The following is a 24,669-nucleotide window of genomic DNA, read 5'->3' as shown; positions in this document are numbered from 1 at the left end:
ATACTGGTCAGGAAAGAGGATTACACACAAGCTCGGTGTTACTAAATGTTCTGGTTCCAGCCGCCTTTCGTGGTATAGGTTCCGTAATTTACAAGGTTTAGGTAAAGCCAGTACTCAGACAGGGTGGGTTAATTATGATACTCCATCTTATTTTTTAGGTTGAAAGTCCGGGTGACCGCTTTGCCACATAACAAAGGTAAATTGGTCTGCGAAGTTAGCATAGGTTACATTTTTGTCCTCGGTAAAGTGGCCGTTATCATAATTGACCTTTAGCAATACCGGCTTGCCGGATGACGAGGCATTTTGCACGGCAGCTGCAAACTTACCCGGCTGCCAGGCGATCACCCGGGGATCGTTCCATCCGCCAATACAAATCAGGGCCGGGTATTTAGTCCCTGCTACCACATGCTGCATGCCATCCATCTCATATAGTGCCTTACATTCCACGCTATCCTTCACCGTTCCGTATTCCGAGATATTTACAGGGCCATTGGCACTAAATTCGAGCCGCATGGCGTTGGCGCAACCTACATTGCATATCGCGGCAGCGTACAGGTCAGGCCGTTCAGTTATTGCACGGCTGATCAGGATTCCCCCGGCACTGGTACCAGTACCGGACAGTTTAGATGACTGAGTGTAGCCCTGCGCTATCAGGTATTCAGCACAGCTATTGAAGTCCTTCCATGTATTTGGCTTGGTCGTTTTATAACCGGCTTTATACCAGGCTTCTCCTTTTTCACTGCCGCCTCTCACGTGTGGATAGGCAATTACTATTCCTTTTACAGCAAGCGCGTTTTCTAATATGCTAAAATATGGCGTCATACTAATGCCGTAAGCGCCGTAGCTATCCATCAGGCAAAAATTGCTGCTGTCCAGCTTTGTTCCTTTTTTGTAGATAATGGAAAGCGGGATCATCACACCGTCATGGCCTTTCACTTCCACTTCTTTTACCTCCAACGTTTTATATGCATCTGGGTAAACTGACCGCTTGTTTAATTTGCCCGGAGTAAATACCTCACTTGCAGCATTGAAGTCAAACTCGGTATAAGGTTGTACCCATGAGGTGATCCCAACGGTACAGTTATTGGTTTCATTATTGAGGCAAAAAATGCCGACCGTGCCGGTAAATGGCAATTTTAGCTCGGATGTTTTGCCGGTGGTGAAGCTGTATTTGGATACATGGTAGTTGATACCATCACTGTATACCATAAACAGATAATCTTTGGAGTGGGTGATATACTCCAGTGTCTGATCGCTTTTTTCTTCGGCAATCGTTTTGGCGTGCTTCCAGTCGGGATTGGTCATGTCAACACAGATGAGTTTATAATTTTTCGCACCCTCGTATGTTATGGCGAACACTTTATTGCCGACAAACTCCATGCCCCGTACCAGCTTGTCGGTTGGTTTACAAAGTGTTTTCCATTGAATTTTACCGCTGTAAAACTGCGACACCGGCGCATAGTAAGTAGTAAACTCATTTTGCACACTGGCCTCACCGGCAAAAACGTACTTTTTATTATCATTGATGACCTGCGCGGTAGGGTATACACTGGGTGCTATCTTCAATTCCGGATAACTGGCGTTACTGAAAAAGTCTATGTCTGTTTTGGCTCCGCCGCCCACTTTATGCAGTTTTGTTTTGGTATTCAGACGGGCCAGGGGATCCTTATTGTCGGCTGTTTTAAGCCAGTTATATAATATATATTTATTATCAAAGCTCCAGCCTTCCAAGCCGGCTGCGGGATAAATATTATCCTTCAAAAACTGTTTGGTAGCTACCTTCATTACCTTGATGGTTGATACTTCGGCACCTGATTCAGAATAGGCAATGGCGATGAATTTCGCATCAAAACTGGGGATATATCCCTCTATCGACAATGTTTTGCCCTTCATGTAAGCAAGCGGATCAAACAGCAATTGCTCCTTGCCGCTCATGCCTTCACGGTAATATAATTTACCAACAGACTGCCCCGGCATGGTTTTGCGGTAAAATATCCGCCCCTTCATGTAGGTGCGACCATTAATCTTTGCAGGCTGAAGCTTATCCAGCTTTTTCCATTCCGCAATTAACTCATCGCGACCGGCAAGCTTATCCACGATGCCCTTGCTATAATCCGCCTGCTGCCTGAACCAGGTTTCTACCTGAGCCTCGCTGATATGTTCCAGCCAGCGGTAGGGGTCTTTATAAGTAACGCCGAAATAAGTATCGGTACTATCCACCGTTTTGGTTGCAGGTGGGTTCAACTGTGCGAACACAGCATGGCAGCAGAAGCTTAATGCCAAGACAATCAGTTTTCTCATGAGGGGTAACATGGGTTAAAGATTTGGTGAACAAAGGCTTAATGAATTACAATATACTTATAAATCAGCGATAATCAAATGGTGGTGAACTAATTAATGATTTTTTTTCCGTCCATTTATACGGTAAATCCGGGTGTGGCAACCAGAGCTTTTTAGCAAATAGCGAAGCAAATCAAATTGTTTTGGAAAAGCGGGCCTCTGTTACCGTTTGTCTGACACCGGTAATTCATTTATCCCTGTATAAAAAACGATGGAAATCGTCTTTCGCCGGCAATTAACACTGAATTAACAAAATATTTAGTTATTTTTAGCATTGTTGATTATATCATGGATGACATAAGTGCTTTTTCCGATCATTCTTTGTCCGAACTGCTTAAATCGGGTAGCCATGAAGCTTATAATGAAATTTATAATCGTTATTTCGGCTTAATGTTTATTGACGCTTGCAAACGTATGGCCAGCAGGGAGGATGCACAGGATATAGTTCAGGAAACATTTATCAATCTTTGGAAACGAAGGGAATATCTTGATCCCGAAAAAAGTATTGCCGGCTACCTGTACGCGGCAATGCGAAACAAAGTTATTGACTGGTTTAGCCGCCAGGAGGTAAATTCTAAATACATCAACTCATTTAAATCATTTTATGAAGAGGGTAGCTGTGTTACAGATCATGCTATCAGGGAAAAACAATTGGCTTCCATCATTGAACGTGAAATTGATGCATTACCTCCGCGCATGAGAGAGATCTTTATTTTAAGCCGGAGAGCAAACCTGAGCCATAAGCAAATCGCTCAGCAGCTTGACCTGTCTGAGCTTACGGTTAAAACTCAGGTTAAGCATGCGCTTAAAATTTTGCGTGGCCGCTTAGGTTTAGTCTTGTTTATCGCCATGTTAATAGGAGGCAAATAATAACGGAGGTGCCTCAGCTTATTAAAAAAAATAGCGCTGTGAAAACAGCGCTATCAAAAGATAAAATAAGGTGGTATTAACCTATCGTTATTCCGCGGTCTTTTCAGGGAGCAGTTGAAATGTAATCATGTTATGACCCGACAGAAACACCTGTGCGGCCTGTTTTAACGAGGCCGAGTCAATTTTTTGTAACAGTTTATCTGTATCAAGCGCCTGCAACGGATCTTCATGGTTCTCATATTGATTTAGCAGGTAATTCATCCAGAAACCGTTATCCTTTAAAGCCAGTTCGACATTTTTTTGATATTGCGCCTTAAATTTTTGTATATCGTCAGCGTCCGGTCCTTTCTCTTTCAACGTTTTCATCTCTTGCTCTACCATAGAAACCAGGTGATCTGCATTTTGCGGGGCGCAACCAAAAGCTACAGTAAGTGCAAATCGGTTATGTGGGTACTTATTATAACTGGTTTGTACTTGCGGGCTATATACCTCGCCTTCGGCTTCACGGAGTTGTTGCAATACTTTAATCTGTAATACATCCCCCAAAGCTTTCAGCTGAAGGTTGGCTTCCGGACTATAAGTGTAATCGCCGCTAAATACCAGTTGTACTGTGGCTTTATTCTCCGTCCCCTTGTATACTTTTTTCACAATATGCCCGGCCGGGATATGGATTCCAAGGTCGCGAGGTTTTACAACTTGGTGAGTGGCCGGCAGGGAGCCCAGGTATTGCTCCAATAAAGGTGTTATAGTTTCAGGCTTAAAATTACCGACAAACACAAAAGTGAACCCGGAAGCATCCGCAAAACGCTCTTTGTAAATATCATAAGAACGTTCTAAAGTAATTTTACCAATGCGCTCTGCGGTTGGCCCGGCAGAACGATAGTTATAATTACCCATCACATAACTTATTGTGTCGGCAAACACGTTAGCCGGACTGGCATACCGATTGGCCAGGCCGGCAATGGCATTGTTAATGGTATTTTTAAATATCAGCGTGTCCTTGCGGGGAGCGGTAAATTGGAGATAAGTAAGCTGTAAGGCTGCTTCCAGGTCCAGAGGTGCAGCGCCCCCCCTTATGGTTGACGAGCGCGCGATTATCGTAGCTGATGATGAAGCTACTTTGCCGGTAAATAAATTATTAAGCTGTACCATACTGAAGTCACCCAAGCCCATCCTGTTCATAATACCACCCGCGTTTGAGGCTACATCATAGTCGGTATGCTCGTAAAGTGATGTTCCGCCAGGTGCAAAAGCACCGTAGATCACCTGGTCATTTTTAAAATCAGTTGGTTTCAGGATCACTTTTACACCATTGCTAAGCACAAGTTTGGTGATATTTAGTTGAGCTATAATCTCTTTGTTCACCACTTTACCCGCCTGGGGTTTTACAGCGAACAAGGGTTTGATAACGGCATCATCCTTAAATGGTTGGATATCCTCCTGGCTTACCCTGGCTATCCAATTTTGAACAATTGCAGCGCCAGGCAGGGAATTCCTGTCTTTTTCGGGGGCTGATACGAGTATATCCATATCTTTTGATGATAGGTACTCAGTCATGAGGTTGGTGATATCGGCGAGTGTGATCATACCGATATGATCTTTGGTAAATTGGTACTCCCAGGCAATGCCTGGCGATGCTTCGCCAGCCAAAAATAAACGCTGATATTCTTTTACGTAACTGGTTGACGGGGTTTTACCCTGTTCGTTTAAACTGGTTTGGATGCCGCGCAGGTAGCTTTGCTTCACCCGGTCAAGCTCAGCCTGGGTAAAGCCATATCGTTTAACCCGTTCCATAACCCGCCAGGTTTGCGCAAAGCTTTGCTCAAGGCGACCTTCTTTAGCCGAGACACTATAGCTTAGCATATCTATGTTTTTTAACAATCCGCCAATACCCGCGCTCATACCGGTAAAAGCCGGATTGCTTTCTTTGGTTAACTCGGCCAGCCTGCGATTGTCAAGTAACTGGTTAAAGAGGTTTTGTTTAATAGAAGTTATATAATCCTGTTCTGTCTTCAATTCCGGAGCCTGGTGCTTCATCATGATCTGCAGATCGGTCGATGTTTCTTCCTTATCTGTTACGATCAGGAACTGGCTTTTGCCGGTAAGCGGGACAGTATACTGTGTACGCACCCGCTCATTTTGCGGATTCTTCAGATCAGTAAATTTTTCCTTCACCAATTTTTCGGCTTCATTCACATCAATATCACCCACGATAATCAATGCCTGCAGATCCGGGCGGTACCAGTCATGGTGAAACCGTTTGATCACTTCAGGTTTAAATTTTGTCAATACCGCATCTGTGCCAATCGGCAGCCTGTCGGCATAGCGGGCATGGTTCAGCATCATAGGTAAGTATTGCCTTGACATACGGTCTCTTGCACCCTTGCCTAATCTTTCCTCCTCTAATACAACACCCCGTTCCTTTTCAATTTCAGTAGGGTCTAAAGTGGCTTCCTGCGCCCAGTCGCGCATGATACGAATACCGTTGCCAAACATGGCCGGATTATCTGTAGGGATGGGCAGTTGGTAAACAGTTTCGTCAAAGCTGGTATAGGCGTTCAGGTCGGCCCCGAATCGAACACCTGCTTTTTGCAGGTAATCTACCAGGTCGTTTTTGGGAAAGTTTTTCGTCCCATTAAAGTTCATATGCTCCATAAAGTGCGCCAACCCCTGTTGGTCACCGTCTTCCAGAACGGAGCCCACTTTGTTAATGAGGTATAGCTCTACACGCTTTTTAGGCTCTTCGTTATGGCGGATATAGTAAGTAAAACCATTGCCCAGCTTGCCGGTACGTACAGCCGGATCAGGCGGAATGGATTGTGCCATAGCCACAAAACCAGCAAGGCCTGCAGTGGCGGTTAAGATCAGTTTTTTAATATCCATGGAGATAAGGAGATTTAATTGTTGAATATTTTGGAGAGTTGCTTTTCAAGTTCGCCATCACGCAGATTTCGGGCAATGATTTTGCCATCAGGACCGATCAGGAAATTTTGCGGTATCCCGCTTACGCCGTATAGCGTCACTACGCTGTTAATTTCATGATCAAGATCAGCTACATGTGCCCATRATTCTAAATGATCATGAGTAATGGCTTTGCGCCACGCTTTTTCACGTGTCCTGGTATCCAGGGATACGCTCAAAATCTCAAAGCCTTTTTGATGATATGCTTTATATGCTGCCACCAAATGGGGGTTATCTGCCCGGCAGGGTGTACACCAGCTGGCCCAAAGGTCAACTAGTAGGTATTTCCCTTTATAGTCCGAAAGCTTTACAGTGTGTCCGGCAGTATCCGGCAGGCTAAAATCTGTAGCTAAGGTGCCAATTGCTCCCTTAGTGTTAAAGGTGATGGCATCTTTTAACTTTTTCTCGAAAAGCTTTCCATCTTCACTTTCCTTTACACTCTCCGGAAGCAGATCGAAGTAAGGTTTTAATTTTGGGCCGTCTACATTATGACCGGTTCCGGCTAACTTCTGCAAGGCGAAAAACGCGGCTGGCGACTGCGGATGTTGTTTGATGAACGATCCGTATACCTTATCCATAAAACTTTGCTCAAAAACGATTTGTTCCGCATTGGTATTGTTGGCTTCAAGTGTATCATTTTGTTTCAGTAACCGATACGTCTTTGTTTTGAGTGCCTCATTTTTGTCTTCATAAGGTTTTGCCATTGTAATTAAAGCCTTATAGTCATTATAACCTGCTGAACCGGCTATGGTGACGTCACGAAATTCTTTGCCATGCCTGACAATGCTTTTACCAGGAGACAAGAATATTAGCGCCAAACCATCTACATGAAATTCTTTGCTCGAATTCATATTGTAAGTCATCAGCATGGTTTGCTGCCCCACTTGTACATAGCCTTTTAAATTATAGGTATGATTGTTTACCCTGGCGCTATCTATTATACGGGTATAACCCTGTCCATGTACAATGTAAACCACTGGCACATCTATGCTGTCCAGTCTCCCCTTTATCTCGAAGTTGGCTTGTTTTTGGGCGAGCGCCATAAAGGGGGAGGCCATAAGTAATACCCACAGTAATTTTTTCATGATCGTTTTTTAATTTGTGTAAACCAGGCGTATTTTTAGTTACCCATCTGTTTGTCATAAATCAACTTTCCGGTCAGTTTTGATTCTCCATATTTGAGTTTATAGTCAATAATAAAAGTTTGGAGATCCTGCGAAATCGTATAAGTTTTAGTGGCCGCGGGCATAGGTCCTTTAGGGTGGTCGAGTGTTACTATTACGGTATGGTCGTTAATCCACTGAGTGGTCAACTCGCTTTTGGATATGGTAGCAATTTCATTCACAACCGCGTGACTTACTAACTGCGAAGATTTACCATCAAGGCGAAGCATGGCTATAGTAGCTGCAGTTGAATCGCCACTTTTAATATCTATCTCATTAGTTGTTTGACTGATAGTAAGTATTTGCACGTTTTTTGCACTGGCGGCAGTCAGGCGCCCAAAATCACTTTTACTTTCATTTAAATGCCATTGGCCTGAAAAGTTTACTGGTTTATTTTGGGCATGGAGGTTATAATTAATAAAAAGAACGAAAGCTGTTATTATTATAACTGTTGAGCGTATATGTTTCATGATTATTTTCATTATGGCTATTATTTAAGGATAGATGCTAATTTGGTATGCAAATCTTCACCGCGAAGGTTTGTCGCGATCACAACGCCATCCGGGCCGATCAGGAAATTTTGCGGTATGGCAGCTACACCGTACAGTTGTGCTGCCTGGTTCTGCCAGCCTTTAAGATCGGATACTTGAGTCCATGGCAACGCATCGCTTGCAATAGCCTTGAGCCAATTGGCTTTGGCTGATTCCGAATCAAGAGAAACGCCTAACACAGTAAAGCCTTTATCTTTATATTTATTGTAAGCTTTTAAAACGTTGGGATTTTCCTGGCGGCATGGCAAACACCAGCTGGCCCAAAAATCAACCAATACATATTTGCCTTTAAAAGATGACAGGCTTATCGGCTTATTATGTGGGTCGTTCTCGGTAAAGTCAGGAGCCTTGCTGCCAATTGGAATTTTCCCGGTATCAACTTTTCGCTTAGCCAAGGCGGCTTTTAAAATCGAGTCGCGCATTGCCGGGATGTGTGAAATGGCCTGACCCAATTTGTCTGTTTTTACATGATTGGGAAGTTGGTTCACCAATGTATCCTGAAAGGCACTACCAATAAAACCAGATGAAACCAGCGCGTAAGTAGTAAATGGGCTTATGCGATTACTGGGATTGTTTTTGATAAAGGTATACATATCATATATTCCCTTAGCAGGGAGGGCATTTGCCCTTTTCAATACGTCAGCCTGCATTTTTTCATTGGTTTGATATTCAGCAGTAGCAGTAATCCTTTTGAGTTCTTCTTTCTCTTTGACAAGGCCATTGCTTATTTCAATAACCTGATTTTGAGCAGCAGCAGCCGATCCTGACAGTTTGAAGTTTTTGAGTTCTCCCTCTGAAGCAATGTTCAGTTCGCCTTTATCGAGGTAAAGTGTGAGATCCTTGATTGGATCAGCTTTAACAGCCGTACTGAGTGTAACAGCAACAGCTTCGTCAACGGTCAGCTCGCCTTTAAACTGGTAGGTACCGTTTGTTACCAAAGTGCTATCGATATGTTTTTCCAGTGTGCCCGGAAGGAGCTCTGTTAAATATATTTTAGAAGGCAAGGACGATAGATTATGTAGCTTACCATTGATGACAAATGGTTGATTTTGTGCCATACTGTCCATGCTGACAGCACACAAGGCCGCGGCAAACAGCGCGATGATCTTTGTTTTCATGATGTATTATGTTGTTAAAAAATGGGAGACGGGTAAAACAGCAGGACCAGTACTGGTCCCGCTGAGGGTTATTATAGGGGATTAATTAATTATAGCCAGGAGTTTGTTTCAGATTTGGATCAGCCTGGATATCACTCGGTGGTATTGGCATCAGTTGTTTATAACTCGCCCAGACCCCGCCTTTTTGCGGGGTTACCACGCTCATTACCGCATCAAGCTGATTGGTACGTTTCAAATCAAACCAACGATGGCCCCATTCAGTAAACAGTTCAACTTGGCGCTCATGAGTAACCGCAACCAGTAGATCTGATAGCGTAGCAGCCGTAGTTTTGGGCAAGCTGGCCCTTGTCCGGATTGCATTGATGTCATCAGCAGCACCAGAAAGGTTATTTTGCTGTGCGCGTGCTTCGGCGCGGATCAAAAATTGCTCCGCATAGCGCATGACAATAGGATATTCTGTAACAGCAATATTCGGACTGAATGACGATACCTTATATTTATTGGCGTAATAATAAGTGGTAACAGGGACTGTAGCGGTTGTGTAACTACCAACCCAGTTGGTTAAACGCGCATCGCCAGACTCAAATGCCTTTACAAGATTGTTATTAAGCGGTAGTGGCGTGGTATTGATATTATTGGCATTTACGATTAAAAAGGTAGCGTCGATAGTATTCAGATATAATGTAGAAACCGGCTGCAATGCCCATAGCGTTTCCCTGCTGGCTTTTAAAAAAACCTGATTGAGATTAGGTTCCAATGTATAGTTAGCGTTGCCGATGACAGAAGTGGCCTGGGCTTCGGCATTTTTCCAATCTTTAAGATACAAATAAACCCTTGCCAGCATGGCACTCGCCACCTGTTTATTAGGTCTTACCCTATCAGCAACAGTAGCGCCTGAGGCGTCTACATATTTACCATCCGGCAGCGCAGCCTGTGCTTCAGTTAAATCCTGTAAAATTTGTTTGTAAACGGCATCAGGGGTGCTGTTGGCTAAAGCATTGTTAACAGTGTAATCATCTGTGGTTGTTAACGGCGGCGTGCCATATAAGTTCACTGCATAAAAGTAAATGTACGCACGCAAAAATTTCACCTCGCCAACCAGTTGCTTTTTAACCCCATCGGTAATGCCCGAAGATGCAGAGATGCCGTTAATAGCGGTGTTGCAATAAAATATTTGTTTGTAGAAATCTGACCAAAATGCAGGAGGAGTAATTGCAGCATAGCTATTTTGGTAAAATATCCCAAATGATGAGCTTGTGCCGGAAATGTTCTGCAGTTCGTCAGCCGCTAAACCCATATTTAAGCTTATGTCTGAAGCTCCCTGATAAAATGAGCCGTTCGACATCCTGGTATAGATGCCCGCTACAACTGATTGCGCAGAGCTATTTGATAAGAACGCGTTACTGCTATTCGCGGAAGTTAGCGAAGGGCCAACTTCTATAGCTTTTTTACATCCGCTCAAGGATGCACCCACGAAGGCCAGCATGCTCGCATATACTGCTATTGAATATATTTTTCTAAGTTTCATGATTCCTCTTTTTTAAAGTGATGCTTGGATACCAAAAGTGATTGTGCGCAGCGGCGCCATTTTCTGGAAGTTTTGCGTCTCCGGATCTGAAAAGTTGTATCCGGTAATTGTAGCCAGGTTTTCGCCCAAAACATAAATCCTCAAATTGCGTAAATGGCATTTTTTTGCTATCTCATCATCAAATTGATAGCTGAATGATGCATTTTGTAACCTGATGTAGGAAGCATCGCCGTAGTAGGCGTCTATATATCGGTTTTTGGCGTTTAGCGCGTTAATAAGTGTCGGCGTAAAGCTGCTCGTAAACTTGCCAAACATCGCTACATCGCCCGGTTTTTGCCAGTGATTTAAGATGAGTGTTGGGTAATTGATATTCACTAACCCAGGCGCAAAGCCAGTGTTCAGTACTTGCCCGAATGGGCTGGCACCGGTTTGCTTTATGCCGCGGAAGAGGAAACTAAGCGTAAAGTTTTTAAAGCTGACGCTATTTGAAATGGAGCCAAAATAACCAGGATCTGTGGTAATCGTTTTGATTTGATCAGAGCCAGAGCTTGAATAGGTTGAGACAATTTTGCCGTCTTTATCATAATACTGGTAAAGACCAGTTTGCGGATCAACACCGGCATAACGGTTAACGAAAATCGTGTTAACCGATTGGCTCAACTGCCGCAAAGTAAGTGCATTGGCATTTGGAAAGGACAATAATGAATTTCGTTGTTTGCTAATGATGAATGTTGTTGACCAGGTAAAGCTTTTGGATTGAATATTAATGGTGCTTAAAGTAGCGTCAAATCCTTTATTTTGAATTTTGGCATCATAGTTTTGGGTTATAGAAGTAAAGCCCGTAGTTGATGAAAGCGGCACGCCTGATAACACGTTAGTTGTTCGGTTTCTGAATAGGTTTCCCTGAAAACTAATTCTGCCTTTCAAAAATTGAAGCTCCAATCCAATATTGGCCTTAGCTACAGTTTCCCAACTCAAATAAGGATTAGGCAGGTTAGTGGGTATAATGCCGGGAACGCCCTGATAAGGATTTGTAGAAGTTATAGTATTAAAGTTTTCCAGATATTGGTAAACACCGATCTGGTCGTTACCGCTGGTACCGTAACTTACCCTTATTTTACCAAAACTCAGGAAAGGAAGTTTGCTTTTTGAAAAGTTTTCCGAACTAAAAACCCATCCAGCGCCTGTTGCATAAAAGAAATGGTATTGACGGTCCTGGCCAAACTTGCTTGACCCGTCATACCGACCAGAAAGATCCAGGATGTATTTATTTTGCCAATTATAATTTAGGCGACCATAAAGAGCACTGTATTTATAATTATAAGCGTTATATCCCAACCCAAACGGTGTAATGCTGGATGCTGCCGTTATATTATTAATTAAAAGGTCATTGCTGTAACCGTTAGCTTGCAGCTGTGTAGCATCAGTAAGTTGCTTTTGTAAACTCGCGCCAACTAAAACACCCAATGTGCCTTTACTTATCGTATGATTATACTCAATCTGCGGTTCTATACTCCAATAACTGTTGTTGTTCCATGTATAATTTGCTGATCCCTTTGCGCCTAAGGCGATATTGCTTGGCTGTATCGCGGCGAGCGGGATTGCCAGAAATTCATTCAATGATTGTTTGTTATAACCAATGGTTGCCAATGCTTTCAAGTCGCGGGTAAGCTGGTAACTGGCAACCATGCTGCTGGTTAAATTTGACAAGGTCGTTCTGCCGATTGAGTTGGCAATTGACAATGGGTTAAAAAGGGTATTGTTCTGAAAGTTTAACGAACCATCAGGATTACGAAGAGCAGGCGCGTCAGGAGCGAGGTTGGCGCTATTTGTTAAATCAGCCGAAGGCATATTATTAAAGTTGTATGTATAGCCGCCTGTAAACTGAAGATTAAATTTCCGGTTATCACTGGTTGAATTCAGGTTAAAGTGCAATGAAGATGTCTGATCCGCTCCGCCAACCAGTTGCTGCACGTTGGTAGCCCGCCTGTAGTTGCCGCTTACGAGGTAAGAAACATTGCTGCCACCTCCTGATATACTGGCCTGGGCATTGGTGGTATAGCTTGTACCCTTTAAAAATTCCTTTGTCCAATCGGTATAACGGGTAGTGTCCCAGGTACCGTTGATGTCATAATCAGTAGGCAGTATAGCTGCATTATCATTCTTTTTTGCCTCCCGGCGCATTTGCAGATATTGCTGTGTATTTAATAATTGCGGTACCCTGGTAGCATTGCTTATGCCACTAAAGATGTTTAAATCAATTTTAGTATCACCAGCCTTGCCTTTTTTGGTTGTTATAAGGATAACACCATTGGCTCCCCTTGAACCATAGATCGAAGTAGCATCAGCATCTTTTAGTACGTTGATACTTTCGATATCCAATGGATTAATTAAACTTAGCGCATCGTAAGCAGAATTTGAAGAGCCTAAATAATTAGACTTATAAGAGGTGAATGAGCCACCGGTATATGGAATGCCATCTATAACATAAAGCGGAGACGCAGTCGAAAGCCCATTTTGCCCTCTGATGATTACATTGAAACTGCTGCCAGCCTGTCCGGTGGATTGGGTGATCACCATGCCCGGGACGGTACCCTGTAATGCGGTTAAAACGTTACCTACCGGGTATTTTTCAATTTCTTTAGCGGTAACGGTGGTTTGGTCACCCACATTTAATCTTTTAGTAGTTTGCCCATAAGCTATTACCTGGATCTCATCCAGCTTGCCGACATCTTCTTTAAGATATATAGTAAAGGGTGATTTAATGTCTTCAATCCGTACCTCTTGTGTCTGATAACCTACATAAGAAAATACCAGGACCACATCTTTTGAATTAACCAGGGCGTTGAACCGGCCTTGTGCATCAGTCACCCAGCCGCCAATAACAGTTGATCCTTTCACTTTAACGGTCGCGCCAGGGAGTGGGTTATTATCATGCCCCGTAACCTGCCCTGATATCAAAATAAGTTCATTGCGTGTTACCGCAGGTATAGCTTCTTTTATGCGCACAACCACAATATTGTCAATAATCCTGTAAGTCAGTGGTTTATCTGCCAATGTTTTGTCCATAACCTGGGCAAGGCTGGCATCGTTGATCTCAATATTAAAATTTGGGAGTGCACGTAATACGTCAGGGTCATACACAAAAGTGTAGCCACTTTGCTGTTCAATGTTTTTGAATAGCTTCTCGTAAGAGATGTTCTTTGCCTTGAGGTTAATGCGTTGCGCAAAAGTGGCAGCGCTTACCTGCATGATACAGAACAGGATTCCTAAAGTGGTCAGTCTCATAACCAGGAAAAGTTTGTGAAGTCCTTTCTTATCATTTAAGAAAGGACTTAAAGTAAAATTTTGCATACTTTTGTATGGTTTGGGTTTGTAAGTACCTTGTTTAGTTCAAATTAAATTCATGGTTAACCCAAACTTTTGGCCGGGAAGTGTGTCACCACTCTCCGGTTTTTTTTGAGCTCATGACGGGAAACGGGAGCCTGGCAGCCGTTTTGATTCGGGAAATGGTAATTATTTTACGATAATTTTCCTCCCTTCAATTTTAAAGTTGATACCTGCATATTCCAATATCGATAAAGCCTTTGATGCGTTGATATATCTCGAAAATGAGCCCGAAAGCCGTTTGTTAGGTATTTTCCCTTCGTATATAATGTCTACATCATACCAGCGCGCTATCTGGCGCAGGACGGTATTTACATCTGTATAGTCAAAATAAAACCTGCCATTTTTCCAGGCAATAACTTCTTCGCTGTTAAAATCATTGGTTACCCTGATTGCAGAGTCCTTGGTATAATCAATAGCTTGTTCTCCCGGTTTTAACAACGCGGCTTGTGCATCCTTGCTAACTTTTACCGCGCCTTCATACAAAGTTGTTTTTATAGCTGATTCGTCTTCGTAGGCGTTGATATTGAAGTGCGTACCCAACACCTCAACAGTTTGGCCCCGGGTTATAACCTTAAATGGCTGGTGTTGGTTATGGGTCACCTCAAAATAAACTTCTCCGGTAATCTGCACCGTTCTGTCATTGCCTCCAAAGACTGTGGGGTAGGTTATGGAGGATGCTGAGTTTAACCATACATTGGTGCCATCGGTCAGGGTTAAATGATATTCGCCCCCGCGTGGTGTAGCAGTTGTGTTGTAGAGGACATCTGCTGATTCCTGGTCCGCCCCACTATAAACAAGTTGTCCCTCCGCTGTTTTATTGATAACAATATTTCCTTGCTGTGCTATTTTACCATTAGAAACGCCGGTTAAAGCAATGTGCTGACCGTTCCCTAAAGTGAGTATTGCTTTATTACTGCCTGGTTGCAAATCATTTTGTTTAACTACGGCAATGTTGTTTTTGGGATTTGGCGGCGCCTGGCGCAAAAGGAAATATGCGGCAACTGACATACATAAAAGTATGGAAGCCGCTATTGAAAGATGAAATATTCTGCCGGCAGTGCGGGCTGGCTTAGGTAAATTTGCACTAACAGTAGCATAAGCTGCCTCCATTTCTTCGGGCGACGGCACTGTACCATTATCAGTTGCATTGTTATACCAGCTTTCTATCCAGGCAGTCTCCTCCTGGTCACAATTCCCTTCGATGTATTTTTTGAGCAGATCCTTACTTTCTTGGTTAGTCATAATAGCTTATCATATGCTTATATTAGGTATTACGGTTTAGGGAAGCTTGGGGGGTATATGAATGTTAAAAATTTAATTTTTTTTTATTATTGATGTGAAGGGATAACGAAAGAATTATGTGGAGGGACACTTTAGTTGTGGTATCTAACAGCGATTTATAAGCGTTTCGGTGAACAACGGGATTACCTTTAAGGTCGTCTACAGGTCGCCGGAACAAAGCGTTTACTGGTTTATTTGGTGTGGGCAGAAAACAAAAAGCGCCGTAAATGATTTATTTACAGCGCTTTTGATCCTAATTGATAATACTTGGCGGAGAGTTAGGGATTCGAACCCCAGGAACCTTTCACAGTTCAACAGTTTTCAAGACTGCCGCAATCGACCACTCTGCCAACTCTCCGGGCGCAAAAGTACAAATCTGAACCGAATTGCCAAATCCAAATTGGTAGTTTAAGCACATGTTAAGTGAATGTTATAAAGTGGTGCCTGTTTATCAGATTATTACAATTTAATTTTTTTTATAATTATTCATTTTTAGCATGGTGAGTTACTGAAAGTACATGTATAAATGCCTTGACTATTCCGGATGCCATACAAAATACGTTAAGACAAGCTTATCCTTGTTCAAAATGTCCGATTTTTCTACGTTTTTATTAACCGTTACTATAAACGTAACTTTTCTATTCGTTAAAGTTTATTTATTTCTTCAATACCCAGTCTCTTTTTATAGCTAAAACCGAATTTTTAAAGAGTGATACAACCTTTACGAATGTTAATTAATGGTTAATTGCTATTTTAGAGAGAAACCTTTTATAGCCCATTTTCGTAAAACGTAACTAATAATAAATATCGGATAACTATGCGCTTGCGGGCTGTCTTGAAAACACAAAGGAAATTTCTTTTACTGCTTTTGATAAACCTTTTCTTTTGTGCAAGTAACGTATTTGCGGTTTATACATTCAACTGGACAGCGCTTGGCCTAAATACCACCTGGACTAACACAGCTAACTGGTCGGTAACCGGAACAGGTACTCCCACGCAACTTTATCCCGGCGGCAACGGACGTACAGATGATATCGTAAATTTCGGCGTGGTATCGGGGCCTTATGTGATACAACCAACACTATCCTCTAATGTTACTGTAGCATCTATAAATTTCGGAGCTCTTCAATATAATGGTGTCGCGGGTGCTATTCTTAGCGGAACAACTATAACAGGAACTATTTTAACGGTTAATTCCGTGTTGACCGTCACTGGGGATATTTCACAAAACTATAATTCCAGTTCTACCAGTACAAGCATTTTCAATGACATCAGGGGAACAGGAACTGTAACCTGTGCTAATATACAGTTCGGCAGTGCTTCGTCTGTAACAACGGTTGGCTACTCATTTTTAATCCTGGAAGTAACGGGCTTTACGGTCAATACAAATGTAAATATCAATTTGAATGTACTACAGCAAAACGGTAGCGGGATCAGGCTTGAAGGGGGGACGATGACAATAAATGGGCAAATAACCTTTACAAATCGCGGTGTAACCAGTCAAAACTCTGCTTATTTTACCGTGAATGCCCGTACATCTTATAAAACAACTAATACCAATACTAACCCAACATTAATTCTAAATAGTACAAACGCAATCGGAAGTATTCCCGTTCCTTATGCGTCCTGTAATTTTTATGGTGACCATAATCCGGGGGGCAAGGCTACTGTTAATTATAAAGGGGCAAGCCCTATAATCTACACCACTTCCATACAGGGATTTGGGCCGGGTGGTGGACCTGTAAACACAAACGCGGCTACGGATCCCACTTATGATAACCTGATTATACAAGGAACAGGTACTGCTGTTATCGGCGGTACAACTGCTGGTTTAACAAGTTATTTAAATATCGATTCCACATTTGTTACATCATCAAATGTGTCATTTTCCAATGCAACTAATACCGCTACAAAAGTTGGTGTTGCGGGTTCAATTGCTGCCAGCTGGACAAATAATGCAGCGGCAACCATTACCGGAGGTACAGGAGCAACAGATATAAACGGGTCTCTCAGCAATTTCGGCACTATGAATATGGGTACCGGCGCTTTAAATATTTCTAAAGATTACACAAATACAGGCACATTTACACCTAATGCTACTCCAACTATTACTTTTGATGGTACAACGCAAACACTTACTGATGCAACCTCCACGGGTACAAATTTTTATAACGTAACCTTCACTGGCGGGGGAACAAAAACAATGGCATCGGGCAGCAAATTTACTGTTGCGCCGTTATATACATTAAATGTGACCCCATCGGCAAGCGCAGGATCGACCCTTGCTGTAGGTAACGCCACGTCAACAACAACGGCCCTTACGTTACTATCTGCTTCTACAGGGGATGCCAGTATCAGCAGTCTTGTATCGGGTGGCTTCATCAGTAGTATCACAGGCAGCATAAATGTTCAGCGATTTGTGAAAGGAACATTACGGCGTTATATGTTGCTTTCATCACCGGTTACAAATACAACAACAACATTTACTTCACCAGCCGGTGCAATCAATACCTATAATCTTTTGCCTTTAATATTAACCACTTTTATAACAGGTCCCGGAGGTTCAACGAATGGGTTTGATAATGCTACCGCTACCAATAATAGTCCTTCTGTTTTTGTATATGACGAAAACGCACCTGCTACAGTTGACTATAATCAGGTGGTAAATAATGAGTACAAACCTTTCAGTTCAACAAGTCAGGGCCTGCCTGCCGCTAACGGTTTTTTATATTATTTCAGGGGTAGCCGGAGTGTAGTAAACCCATTTGTGAGGCCGTTCCCCGCAACGGATAATGCAACATTGAATTTTTTTGGCACGGTTATCAAAGGTACTGGTACCGCTGCTACCAACGCCGCGTTAACAGCCAATATTATTAATTTTCCATCTACAACACCGCCAATGTATTATACTGCTACCGCGGTAAGTGCACCGGCTACCTTATCTTTCAGTGCAAGTACCCCGGCAATAAAAAAGGGACTCAATCTTATTGGTAATCCTTATGCGTCGGTAATTGATCTGAATAAACTATACACGGTAAATGGTAGTGCACACAAATTTTATTATATGCTGGTTAAAGATGCCAGTACAGGAACCAATAGCTCGTCTACCAAGTTTGCATTGTATGATGCCAATACCGGTTCTGTCGGCGCGGGTGCGAGCCGCTATGCTTTATCCGGACAGGGCTTTTTTATTTTAGCTACTTCTGCATCGGCCATTAAGTTTGATGAAAGCATGAAGGCGGCATATACTGCTTATACAGGTGCTCCATCATCAAACCCTGTATTTAACGTAATAGGTAATCCCACAAAAAACATTACAGCTTCATTTGCGGCAAGCATTCCTTCCAATGATGTTGGAAGTACCATACCTCGCATAACTATGGAACTGGTACAGGACACAATAGTCCACAATTCTACAGATATCAATTTTGACGGAAATGCTACCCCTAAATTTGTTCCCGGCGAAGATGCACCATACTATCAGCCATCGGGGCAGGGTGATTTGCTTTATTCATTAAGCAGCGATTCCATTGGTTGTTTTGCTAATTACACAGGTAACCTCGAAAAGTTAAAACGTGTAAACCTGATTGTTACCTTTTCTAACTATGGAACATACAAACTCACATCGCCTATAAAAAAGAATATCGATGCGCGGTATTCTATCTACCTGAAGGATAAATATACCAATGATTCGCTTGACGTTGTGCATAATGCCGAATATGCATTTAAAGTAGAGTCCAACGCGGCAAGTTATGCACATGACAGGTTTTATCTTAAAATCGGTATAGTTCCCGGCCATGATTATCGCCTGATCAGCTTTACCGGAAAGAAAGTTACCGAAGGAATCTCCCTGAACTGGGAAACCAATAATGAAAGCAATTTTACCGGGTTCAGTGTTCAGAAAAGCGCTGACGGAGGTAAAACATTTTTAACCATAGATAGTCTTCAATCAACAGGAGCAGGTAAATATACTTATACCGACCAAACGCCGGGCACAGGTCAGCTTATTTACAGGCTTAGCCAAAACCTGGTAACCGGCGAAAATAAACTTTCGGATAATCTCAATTTTGATATAAAACCCGGTGCAGGTGTAAATAAATTCCTGGTATATCCTACAGTTGTGTCGGCCAGTACCGTTAATATAAAATTACAACAAACATCGGCCAACCCGATTAGGATCAGTATAGTTAGCCCATCGGGTGCTATTGTTAAAAAGCTATCGGCAACAGGCACAAGTACCATACAGGAAAATGTTAACGGTTTGAGCCGGGGGCTTTATATCGTAGTTGCGGTTAATGAAAACACAGGAGATAGAATTGGGAGTGGAATGTTTTTTAAACAATAATAGTATGTCTGTATTACCTATGATAACATCAAAATGGAAAAATATATTAGCTATTATAATAATCAATTTACTTACTGTATCCTGGAGCTTTGCCGATCCGGGAGATGGTCTTTGCGATGGTAATGATGGCGGGCCGGATGGTTGTCCGCTGGATACCTGGGTATGGGCATTAATTTTAGTAGCTGCACTGTTTACCATAAGGCACCTGAGCCGAAAAAATAAAATAAAGACAGCGTAGCAACGAGCTGTTTAATTCTGATTTTATATATTCAAATTATCATGCAATAAGATCTGGGGCTTGAAATCTCATCCCTTGTAAAGAGCCTGCTATCACCGTCTTGGTAATTCACCCAAAGCTTTTCGTATATTTTAGAATGTCGGTATAGTACCAAAACTCATAATGCTTGTATTATAGCAAAGCTTATGACATGAATAAATTTATACGGGTTGCTTTATTAGCCCTTTTTTGCGGTTCGGCTATTGTACATGCACAAACCGGCAAGGCAATATTGATAAGTACCGATAATACAAGTATGGTGCTTAATATTGGCGCAAATAGCAGGATCTATCAATCCTACCTTGGTAAGCGGCTCTTAAATGACAAAGAAACCGCGCTGATCCCTACCGGGAAACATGAAGCGTATATTACTGGCGGAATGGAAGATTTGCTCCAGCCTGCTATCCGTTTAATCCATAGTGATCATAATCCTTCTCTGGAGCTGAAGTATGTCAGCCATACCATCAAACGCATTCACGCTGATGTCAGCGAAACAACCATTCAATTACAAGATCCCAAATATCCCGTACAGGTAATATTACATTACCAGGCCTTTAACAAAGAAGATATTATAAAGGCCTGGACAGAAATTAAAAACAATGAAAAAGTAACGGTAACTCTTGAGGATTATGCCTCGTGCATGCTCCACCTGGAAGCTAAGGATTATTGGCTTACCCAGTTTCATGGCGATTGGGCGTCTGAAATGAAAATGCAGGAAAGCAAGCTTACCAGTGGCGTGAAGGAGATTGACAGTAAATTAGGTACAAGGGCTGATATGTACCAAACTCCCGTATTTTTCCTGGCATTGAATAAGCCGGCAGATGAAACAACCGGCGAGCTGATAGCTGGAACGTTGGCATGGACAGGTAACTTTAAGTTTCATTTTGAAGTTGATGAGCGCAATGCCTTAAGGATTATATCGGGTATCAATTCTTATGCATCCGCATATGAATTAAAGAAGGGAGAAATTTTCACCACTCCAGCCTTTATTTTTACTTATTCGGCTAACGGAAAAGGCCAGGCCAGTCGCAATTTGCACAGATGGGCCAGCAATTACGGTGTGCTTGATGGCAATAAACCACGGCTTACCTTGCTCAATAACTGGGAGGCCACACATGTTAATTTCGATGAAAAGGAATTGGTTAATTTATTTGACGATGCCAAAAAGCTGGGCACCGATCTGTTTTTGCTGGATGATGGGTGGTTCGGAAATAAATATCCCCGTAATAATGACAAAGCCGGTTTAGGCGACTGGCAGGAAAATAAATCAAAATTGCCAAGCGGCATTGCTTACCTGGTAAAACAGGCCGAAGCTAAAGGCCTGAAGTTTGGTATCTGGCTTGAACCTGAAATGGTAAACCCTAAGAGTGAGCTATATGAACAACATCCAGATTGGATACTGAAATTACCAAACCGCGACGAAAATTATCAGCGAAATCAATTGGTGCTTGATCTTACAAATCCTAAAGTAGCAGATTATGTGTATCATATTGTAGATGATATGCTCTCTAAAAATCCCGGTTTGGCGTATATTAAATGGGATTGCAATCGTAACATGACCAACGCATGGTCGCCATATTTAAAAGACAGGCAATCTGCATTGTTCGTTGATTATACTTTGAGTTTGTATAAGATCCTTGATCGTTTACGCCAGAAATACCCGCATTTGCCAATTATGTTATGCGCCGGTGGTGGCGGGCGCACAGATTATGGGGCTTTAAAATATTTCACAGAGTTTTGGCCCAGCGACGATACCGACCCATTAGAGCGAGTTTATATACAATGGGGGTACAGTAACTTCTTCCCTTCTTTAACCATATCAAGCCACGTTACTTCATGGGGCAAACAATCCATAAAATTTAAAACAGATGTTGCCATGATGGATAAACTGGGCTATGATATTAAGGTTAGTAAAATGACGGATGACGAACTGGAGTTTAGTAAACAGGCGGTTAAAAACTATAATCGCCTGAGCAGCATTATCTGGTTTGGCGATCTGTATCGCATTATTTCGCCTTACGAGGAGAATCGTATGGTGGCAATGTATGTAAATGATGAAAAATCAAAAGCTGTACTGTTCAATTATAACCTGAACACACGTTATAAAGAGGCGTTAAGCCGGGTGCGTTTACAAGGATTGGACAGCCACAAATTGTACCGGGTAGAGGAGATAAACCTGATGCCGGGTTCCAAATCAAACCTTTCAGAAAATGGTGGTACATTTAGCGGGGACTACCTGATGACCATGGGACTTAATTTAACTCCCGGGAAATTAATCCCCTTAAGCAGTATGATAATTGAAATAAATGCCTCAAATTAGAAATATTTCGCAACACTAAGCCATTGCCTGTTGGTTAAACAGGGTACGTACACGCTGTCGCTATCGCTATGATAACAGTAGCGCAAACGTTTGCGTATTTTGTAGTAAATTATCATTTTACTATTAAATTTTATCTCTACTTTAGTTTTACCAATTATAGCCCGACAATGCACAATCATAGCTTTTACAATATGGGTGTTAGAGTTTGACATTGATAAGGGTATTAATAAGATAAATAACATTGCTGCCATGTTTAAGCTCAGTTTTCTTGTTATTGGTTAGTGCCAAAAAATAATGAGTTAACCGGGTGTAAGGTGTATTCGATACACAAAGGGGTAATGCTATTTATTATGTTTAATTTTAGTAAACTTAAAGTTTGATGTTTATGCCTGAAGCAATTTCAATGGTGGCATTTCAAAATGGGGACAAGGAAGCTTTCAATCATATTTTTAATATGTTTTATAAGCGGGTATGTTTTTTTGCTGCCGGAATTGTTAATGAAGATGCCGCTGAAGATCTTGTGCAGGATGCCTTTGTGAAGCTATGGGAACGCCGTTTAACCTTTGGCAGTTTAAATTCAATAAAGGCCTTTTTATACTTAACTACCAAAAACAGCTGCATCAACACTTATAAACATCAAAAAGTTGTTGAAAAGTTTGAAAGTCATCAAACTGAAAGCCCGGACGAACCAAACATAATTTACCGCCTTATTGAGGCCGAAGTATTGGATGAAGTTCAGCAGGCTGTGCAACAATTACCGCAAAGCTATCGCAAAGTAATATACCTTAGTTATTTTGAAGGCCTAAGTAACCAGGAAACCGCCGACTATTTAAATGTTTCTATCAATACGGTAAAAACACAAAAGGTACGGAGCCTGCGTATCCTCCGCGAAATATTAAAGCATTCTCCAACCGCTTTGTTATTACTTATACATAAAGTTTAGCTTCTTTGTAACTCCTTTTCCGGGTATTTCTGCTCCTTAAATTATAAAAAAATAAAAAAAATCATTCCGCTGTCACCCGTCTGCTTGCTTTAGTTGTTTGTATGTTATTAAATGGAAAAAAACGAGCCGGACTTTTACGTAGCTGAACTAATTGGCAAACTTTTAAACGATGATATTTCGCCGGATGAACACCTATGGTTAAAAGAATGGGTTAGCGAAAGTGCCGAAAACAGAGTACAATTTGAAAAGCTGACAGATGCTGGCTTCCTTGAAGAAAAGCTGAATTTCTGGGATAAAATTGACAATGATAAAGCATGGAATGAGCTGCTGAGGAAATTACCTGAACCGAAATCAGAACCAGTTCGCCGTTTTAATTATACATCATTATTGAAGTATGCGGCCATAGTCATAATGACCTTAAGTGTTTCTATTTTATTATATCGTCAAAATGAAAACCGGGTAAAAGGGAATGATAAACCGCAGATTGCTCAAACCACCAGGATCAAACCCGGCAGTAATAACGCTATCTTAATTTTAGGCAATGGCCAAAAGGTAGCGCTTAGAAATCATGTACCGGTATCCATTAATGAAGATGATGGAACAGCCGTATCCAATAAAGATGAAATATTAGCTTATAAACATACCGGGAAAGCAAACGCGGGGCAAGAGGTGATATACAATACTATTGTTGTTCCGCGTGGGGGTGAATACCAGTTGGTATTGGCAGATGGTTCAAAGATCTGGATGAATTCTGCTTCTTCATTACGTTATCCAACTTCATTTTCGGGCAGCGAACGTAAAGTTTATTTAAGTGGTGAAGCTTATTTTGAAGTAGCTAAAAACGCTAAAATGCCTTTTATTGTAAAAACTGATAAAGCTGAAGTTCAGGTACTTGGAACTCATTTTAATGTAAAAGCTTATGCAGATGAGGTGATTTGCAAAACCACGCTTTTAGAAGGAGCAGTTAAAGTTCAGTCATTAGGGGTGGTAAATGAGATCAAACCGGGCCAACAGGCAATAATTAACGGTGATGGCGGGCAAAGAATAACCAGCGATATTAATATTGATGAAGAAGTAGCCTGGAAAAACGGTCTGTTTATGTTTAATAAATCCGATATCAAAGAGGTTTTACAACAGGTTTCCAGATGGTACGATATTGACGTGATTTATGAAGGCAAAGTGCCTGACCTTCAGTTTAGCGGCCAGCTATCGCGTAAAGTTGATTTCTATGGATTTACCAATATATTAAAATATGCCGGGCTAAACTTTACCATTAAAGGTAAAACGGTGATTATAGCAAAATGACAACGGGATTAATGTGTGAGAAGATTAACCCGCTGGATACATAATAACAACCAATTATTCACTTAAGAAAAAAACAATGAGAAAACAATTACTTGCCTCGCCCTAAAGGGAGTACACTCCAAACGTATTTATAGCAGTACTTATTTATAAATACGATTTTACGAAAAACGAAGATAGTAACCGGGAAGTGCTCGTAACACCGCCCGGTAGTATCTGGGTAAACCAATTATCCCTCGAAAGCATAATTGAAATTCAACGTCTAACCCAAACCGTACAA

Annotated in this window: 14 protein-coding genes and 1 tRNA gene; 6 read left to right on the top strand and 9 right to left on the bottom strand. The window is 41.8% G+C overall.

Annotated features, from left to right (window positions below; all coding sequences use genetic code 11):
• Nucleotides 1–147: 147 nt before the first annotated feature.
• Nucleotides 148–2,301, bottom strand: a complete 2,154-nt coding sequence (locus AC1DUD_RS26720) for a prolyl oligopeptidase family serine peptidase (RefSeq protein ID WP_477380203.1) — start codon at nt 2,299–2,301, stop codon at nt 148–150.
• A gap of 327 nt (nt 2,302–2,628) precedes the next feature.
• Between AC1DUD_RS26720 and AC1DUD_RS26715 the strand changes: the two genes are divergently transcribed.
• Nucleotides 2,629–3,210, top strand: coding sequence for an RNA polymerase sigma factor (locus tag AC1DUD_RS26715; protein WP_477380201.1), 582 nt, complete (start codon nt 2,629–2,631; stop codon nt 3,208–3,210).
• 87 nt (nt 3,211–3,297) lie between these two features.
• Here the strand turns inward: AC1DUD_RS26715 and AC1DUD_RS26710 are convergent, their stop codons facing one another.
• From AC1DUD_RS26710 to AC1DUD_RS26675, 8 genes are all read right to left on the bottom strand, one after another.
• Nucleotides 3,298–6,093 (bottom strand): M16 family metallopeptidase, encoded by a 2,796-nt coding sequence (locus AC1DUD_RS26710; protein WP_477380199.1) that lies wholly within the window; start codon nt 6,091–6,093, stop codon nt 3,298–3,300.
• 14 nt (nt 6,094–6,107) lie between these two features.
• Nucleotides 6,108–7,256, bottom strand: a complete 1,149-nt coding sequence (locus tag AC1DUD_RS26705) for a peroxiredoxin family protein (protein WP_477380197.1) — start codon at nt 7,254–7,256, stop codon at nt 6,108–6,110.
• Between the two features lie 35 nt (nt 7,257–7,291).
• Nucleotides 7,292–7,804, bottom strand: a complete 513-nt coding sequence (locus AC1DUD_RS26700; protein ID WP_477380195.1) for a hypothetical protein — start codon at nt 7,802–7,804, stop codon at nt 7,292–7,294.
• Nucleotides 7,805–7,824: 20 nt separating this feature from the next.
• On the bottom strand, nt 7,825–9,003 hold the full coding sequence (locus AC1DUD_RS26695) for a redoxin domain-containing protein (protein ID WP_477380193.1): 1,179 nt from the start codon (nt 9,001–9,003) through the stop codon (nt 7,825–7,827).
• An 85-nt stretch (nt 9,004–9,088) separates the two neighbouring features.
• Nucleotides 9,089–10,531: a RagB/SusD family nutrient uptake outer membrane protein gene (locus AC1DUD_RS26690; RefSeq protein WP_477380191.1), complete on the bottom strand. Its 1,443-nt coding sequence runs from the start codon at nt 10,529–10,531 to the stop codon at nt 9,089–9,091.
• 12 nt (nt 10,532–10,543) lie between these two features.
• Entirely contained in the window at nt 10,544–13,885 is a 3,342-nt protein-coding gene (locus AC1DUD_RS26685) for a SusC/RagA family TonB-linked outer membrane protein (RefSeq protein WP_477380189.1), read from the bottom strand.
• 162 nt (nt 13,886–14,047) lie between these two features.
• Complete coding sequence (locus AC1DUD_RS26680; RefSeq protein WP_477380187.1) at nt 14,048–15,163, bottom strand: FecR family protein; 1,116 nt, start codon at nt 15,161–15,163, stop codon at nt 14,048–14,050.
• 307 nt (nt 15,164–15,470) lie between these two features.
• Nucleotides 15,471–15,560, bottom strand: a tRNA-Ser gene (locus tag AC1DUD_RS26675).
• A 510-nt stretch (nt 15,561–16,070) separates the two neighbouring features.
• Here AC1DUD_RS26675 and AC1DUD_RS26670 point away from each other — a divergent pair.
• The 5 genes from AC1DUD_RS26670 to AC1DUD_RS26650 all read left to right on the top strand — a co-directional run bounded on the left by AC1DUD_RS26670 (nt 16,071) and on the right by AC1DUD_RS26650 (nt 24,392).
• Nucleotides 16,071–19,547, top strand: coding sequence for a hypothetical protein (locus AC1DUD_RS26670; protein WP_477380185.1), 3,477 nt, complete (start codon nt 16,071–16,073; stop codon nt 19,545–19,547).
• 4 nt (nt 19,548–19,551) lie between these two features.
• Nucleotides 19,552–19,785: a hypothetical protein gene (locus tag AC1DUD_RS26665; protein ID WP_477380183.1), complete on the top strand. Its 234-nt coding sequence runs from the start codon at nt 19,552–19,554 to the stop codon at nt 19,783–19,785.
• Between the two features lie 190 nt (nt 19,786–19,975).
• On the top strand, nt 19,976–22,144 hold the full coding sequence (locus tag AC1DUD_RS26660) for an alpha-galactosidase (RefSeq protein ID WP_477380181.1): 2,169 nt from the start codon (nt 19,976–19,978) through the stop codon (nt 22,142–22,144).
• Nucleotides 22,145–22,529: 385 nt separating this feature from the next.
• Nucleotides 22,530–23,087 carry an RNA polymerase sigma-70 factor gene (locus tag AC1DUD_RS26655; RefSeq protein ID WP_477380179.1) on the top strand — a complete coding sequence of 186 codons (558 nt, stop codon included), beginning with the start codon at nt 22,530–22,532 and terminating at the stop codon, nt 23,085–23,087.
• Nucleotides 23,088–23,198: 111 nt separating this feature from the next.
• Entirely contained in the window at nt 23,199–24,392 is a 1,194-nt protein-coding gene (locus AC1DUD_RS26650) for a FecR family protein (RefSeq protein WP_477380177.1), read from the top strand.
• The last annotated feature ends 277 nt before the right edge of the window (nt 24,393–24,669 follow it).

It is taken from the genome of Mucilaginibacter sp. P4_A11, from assembly GCF_056402535.1.
The sequence above is the reverse complement of the archived record's forward strand: the minus strand, read 5'-3'. Positions and strand labels throughout refer to the sequence as shown.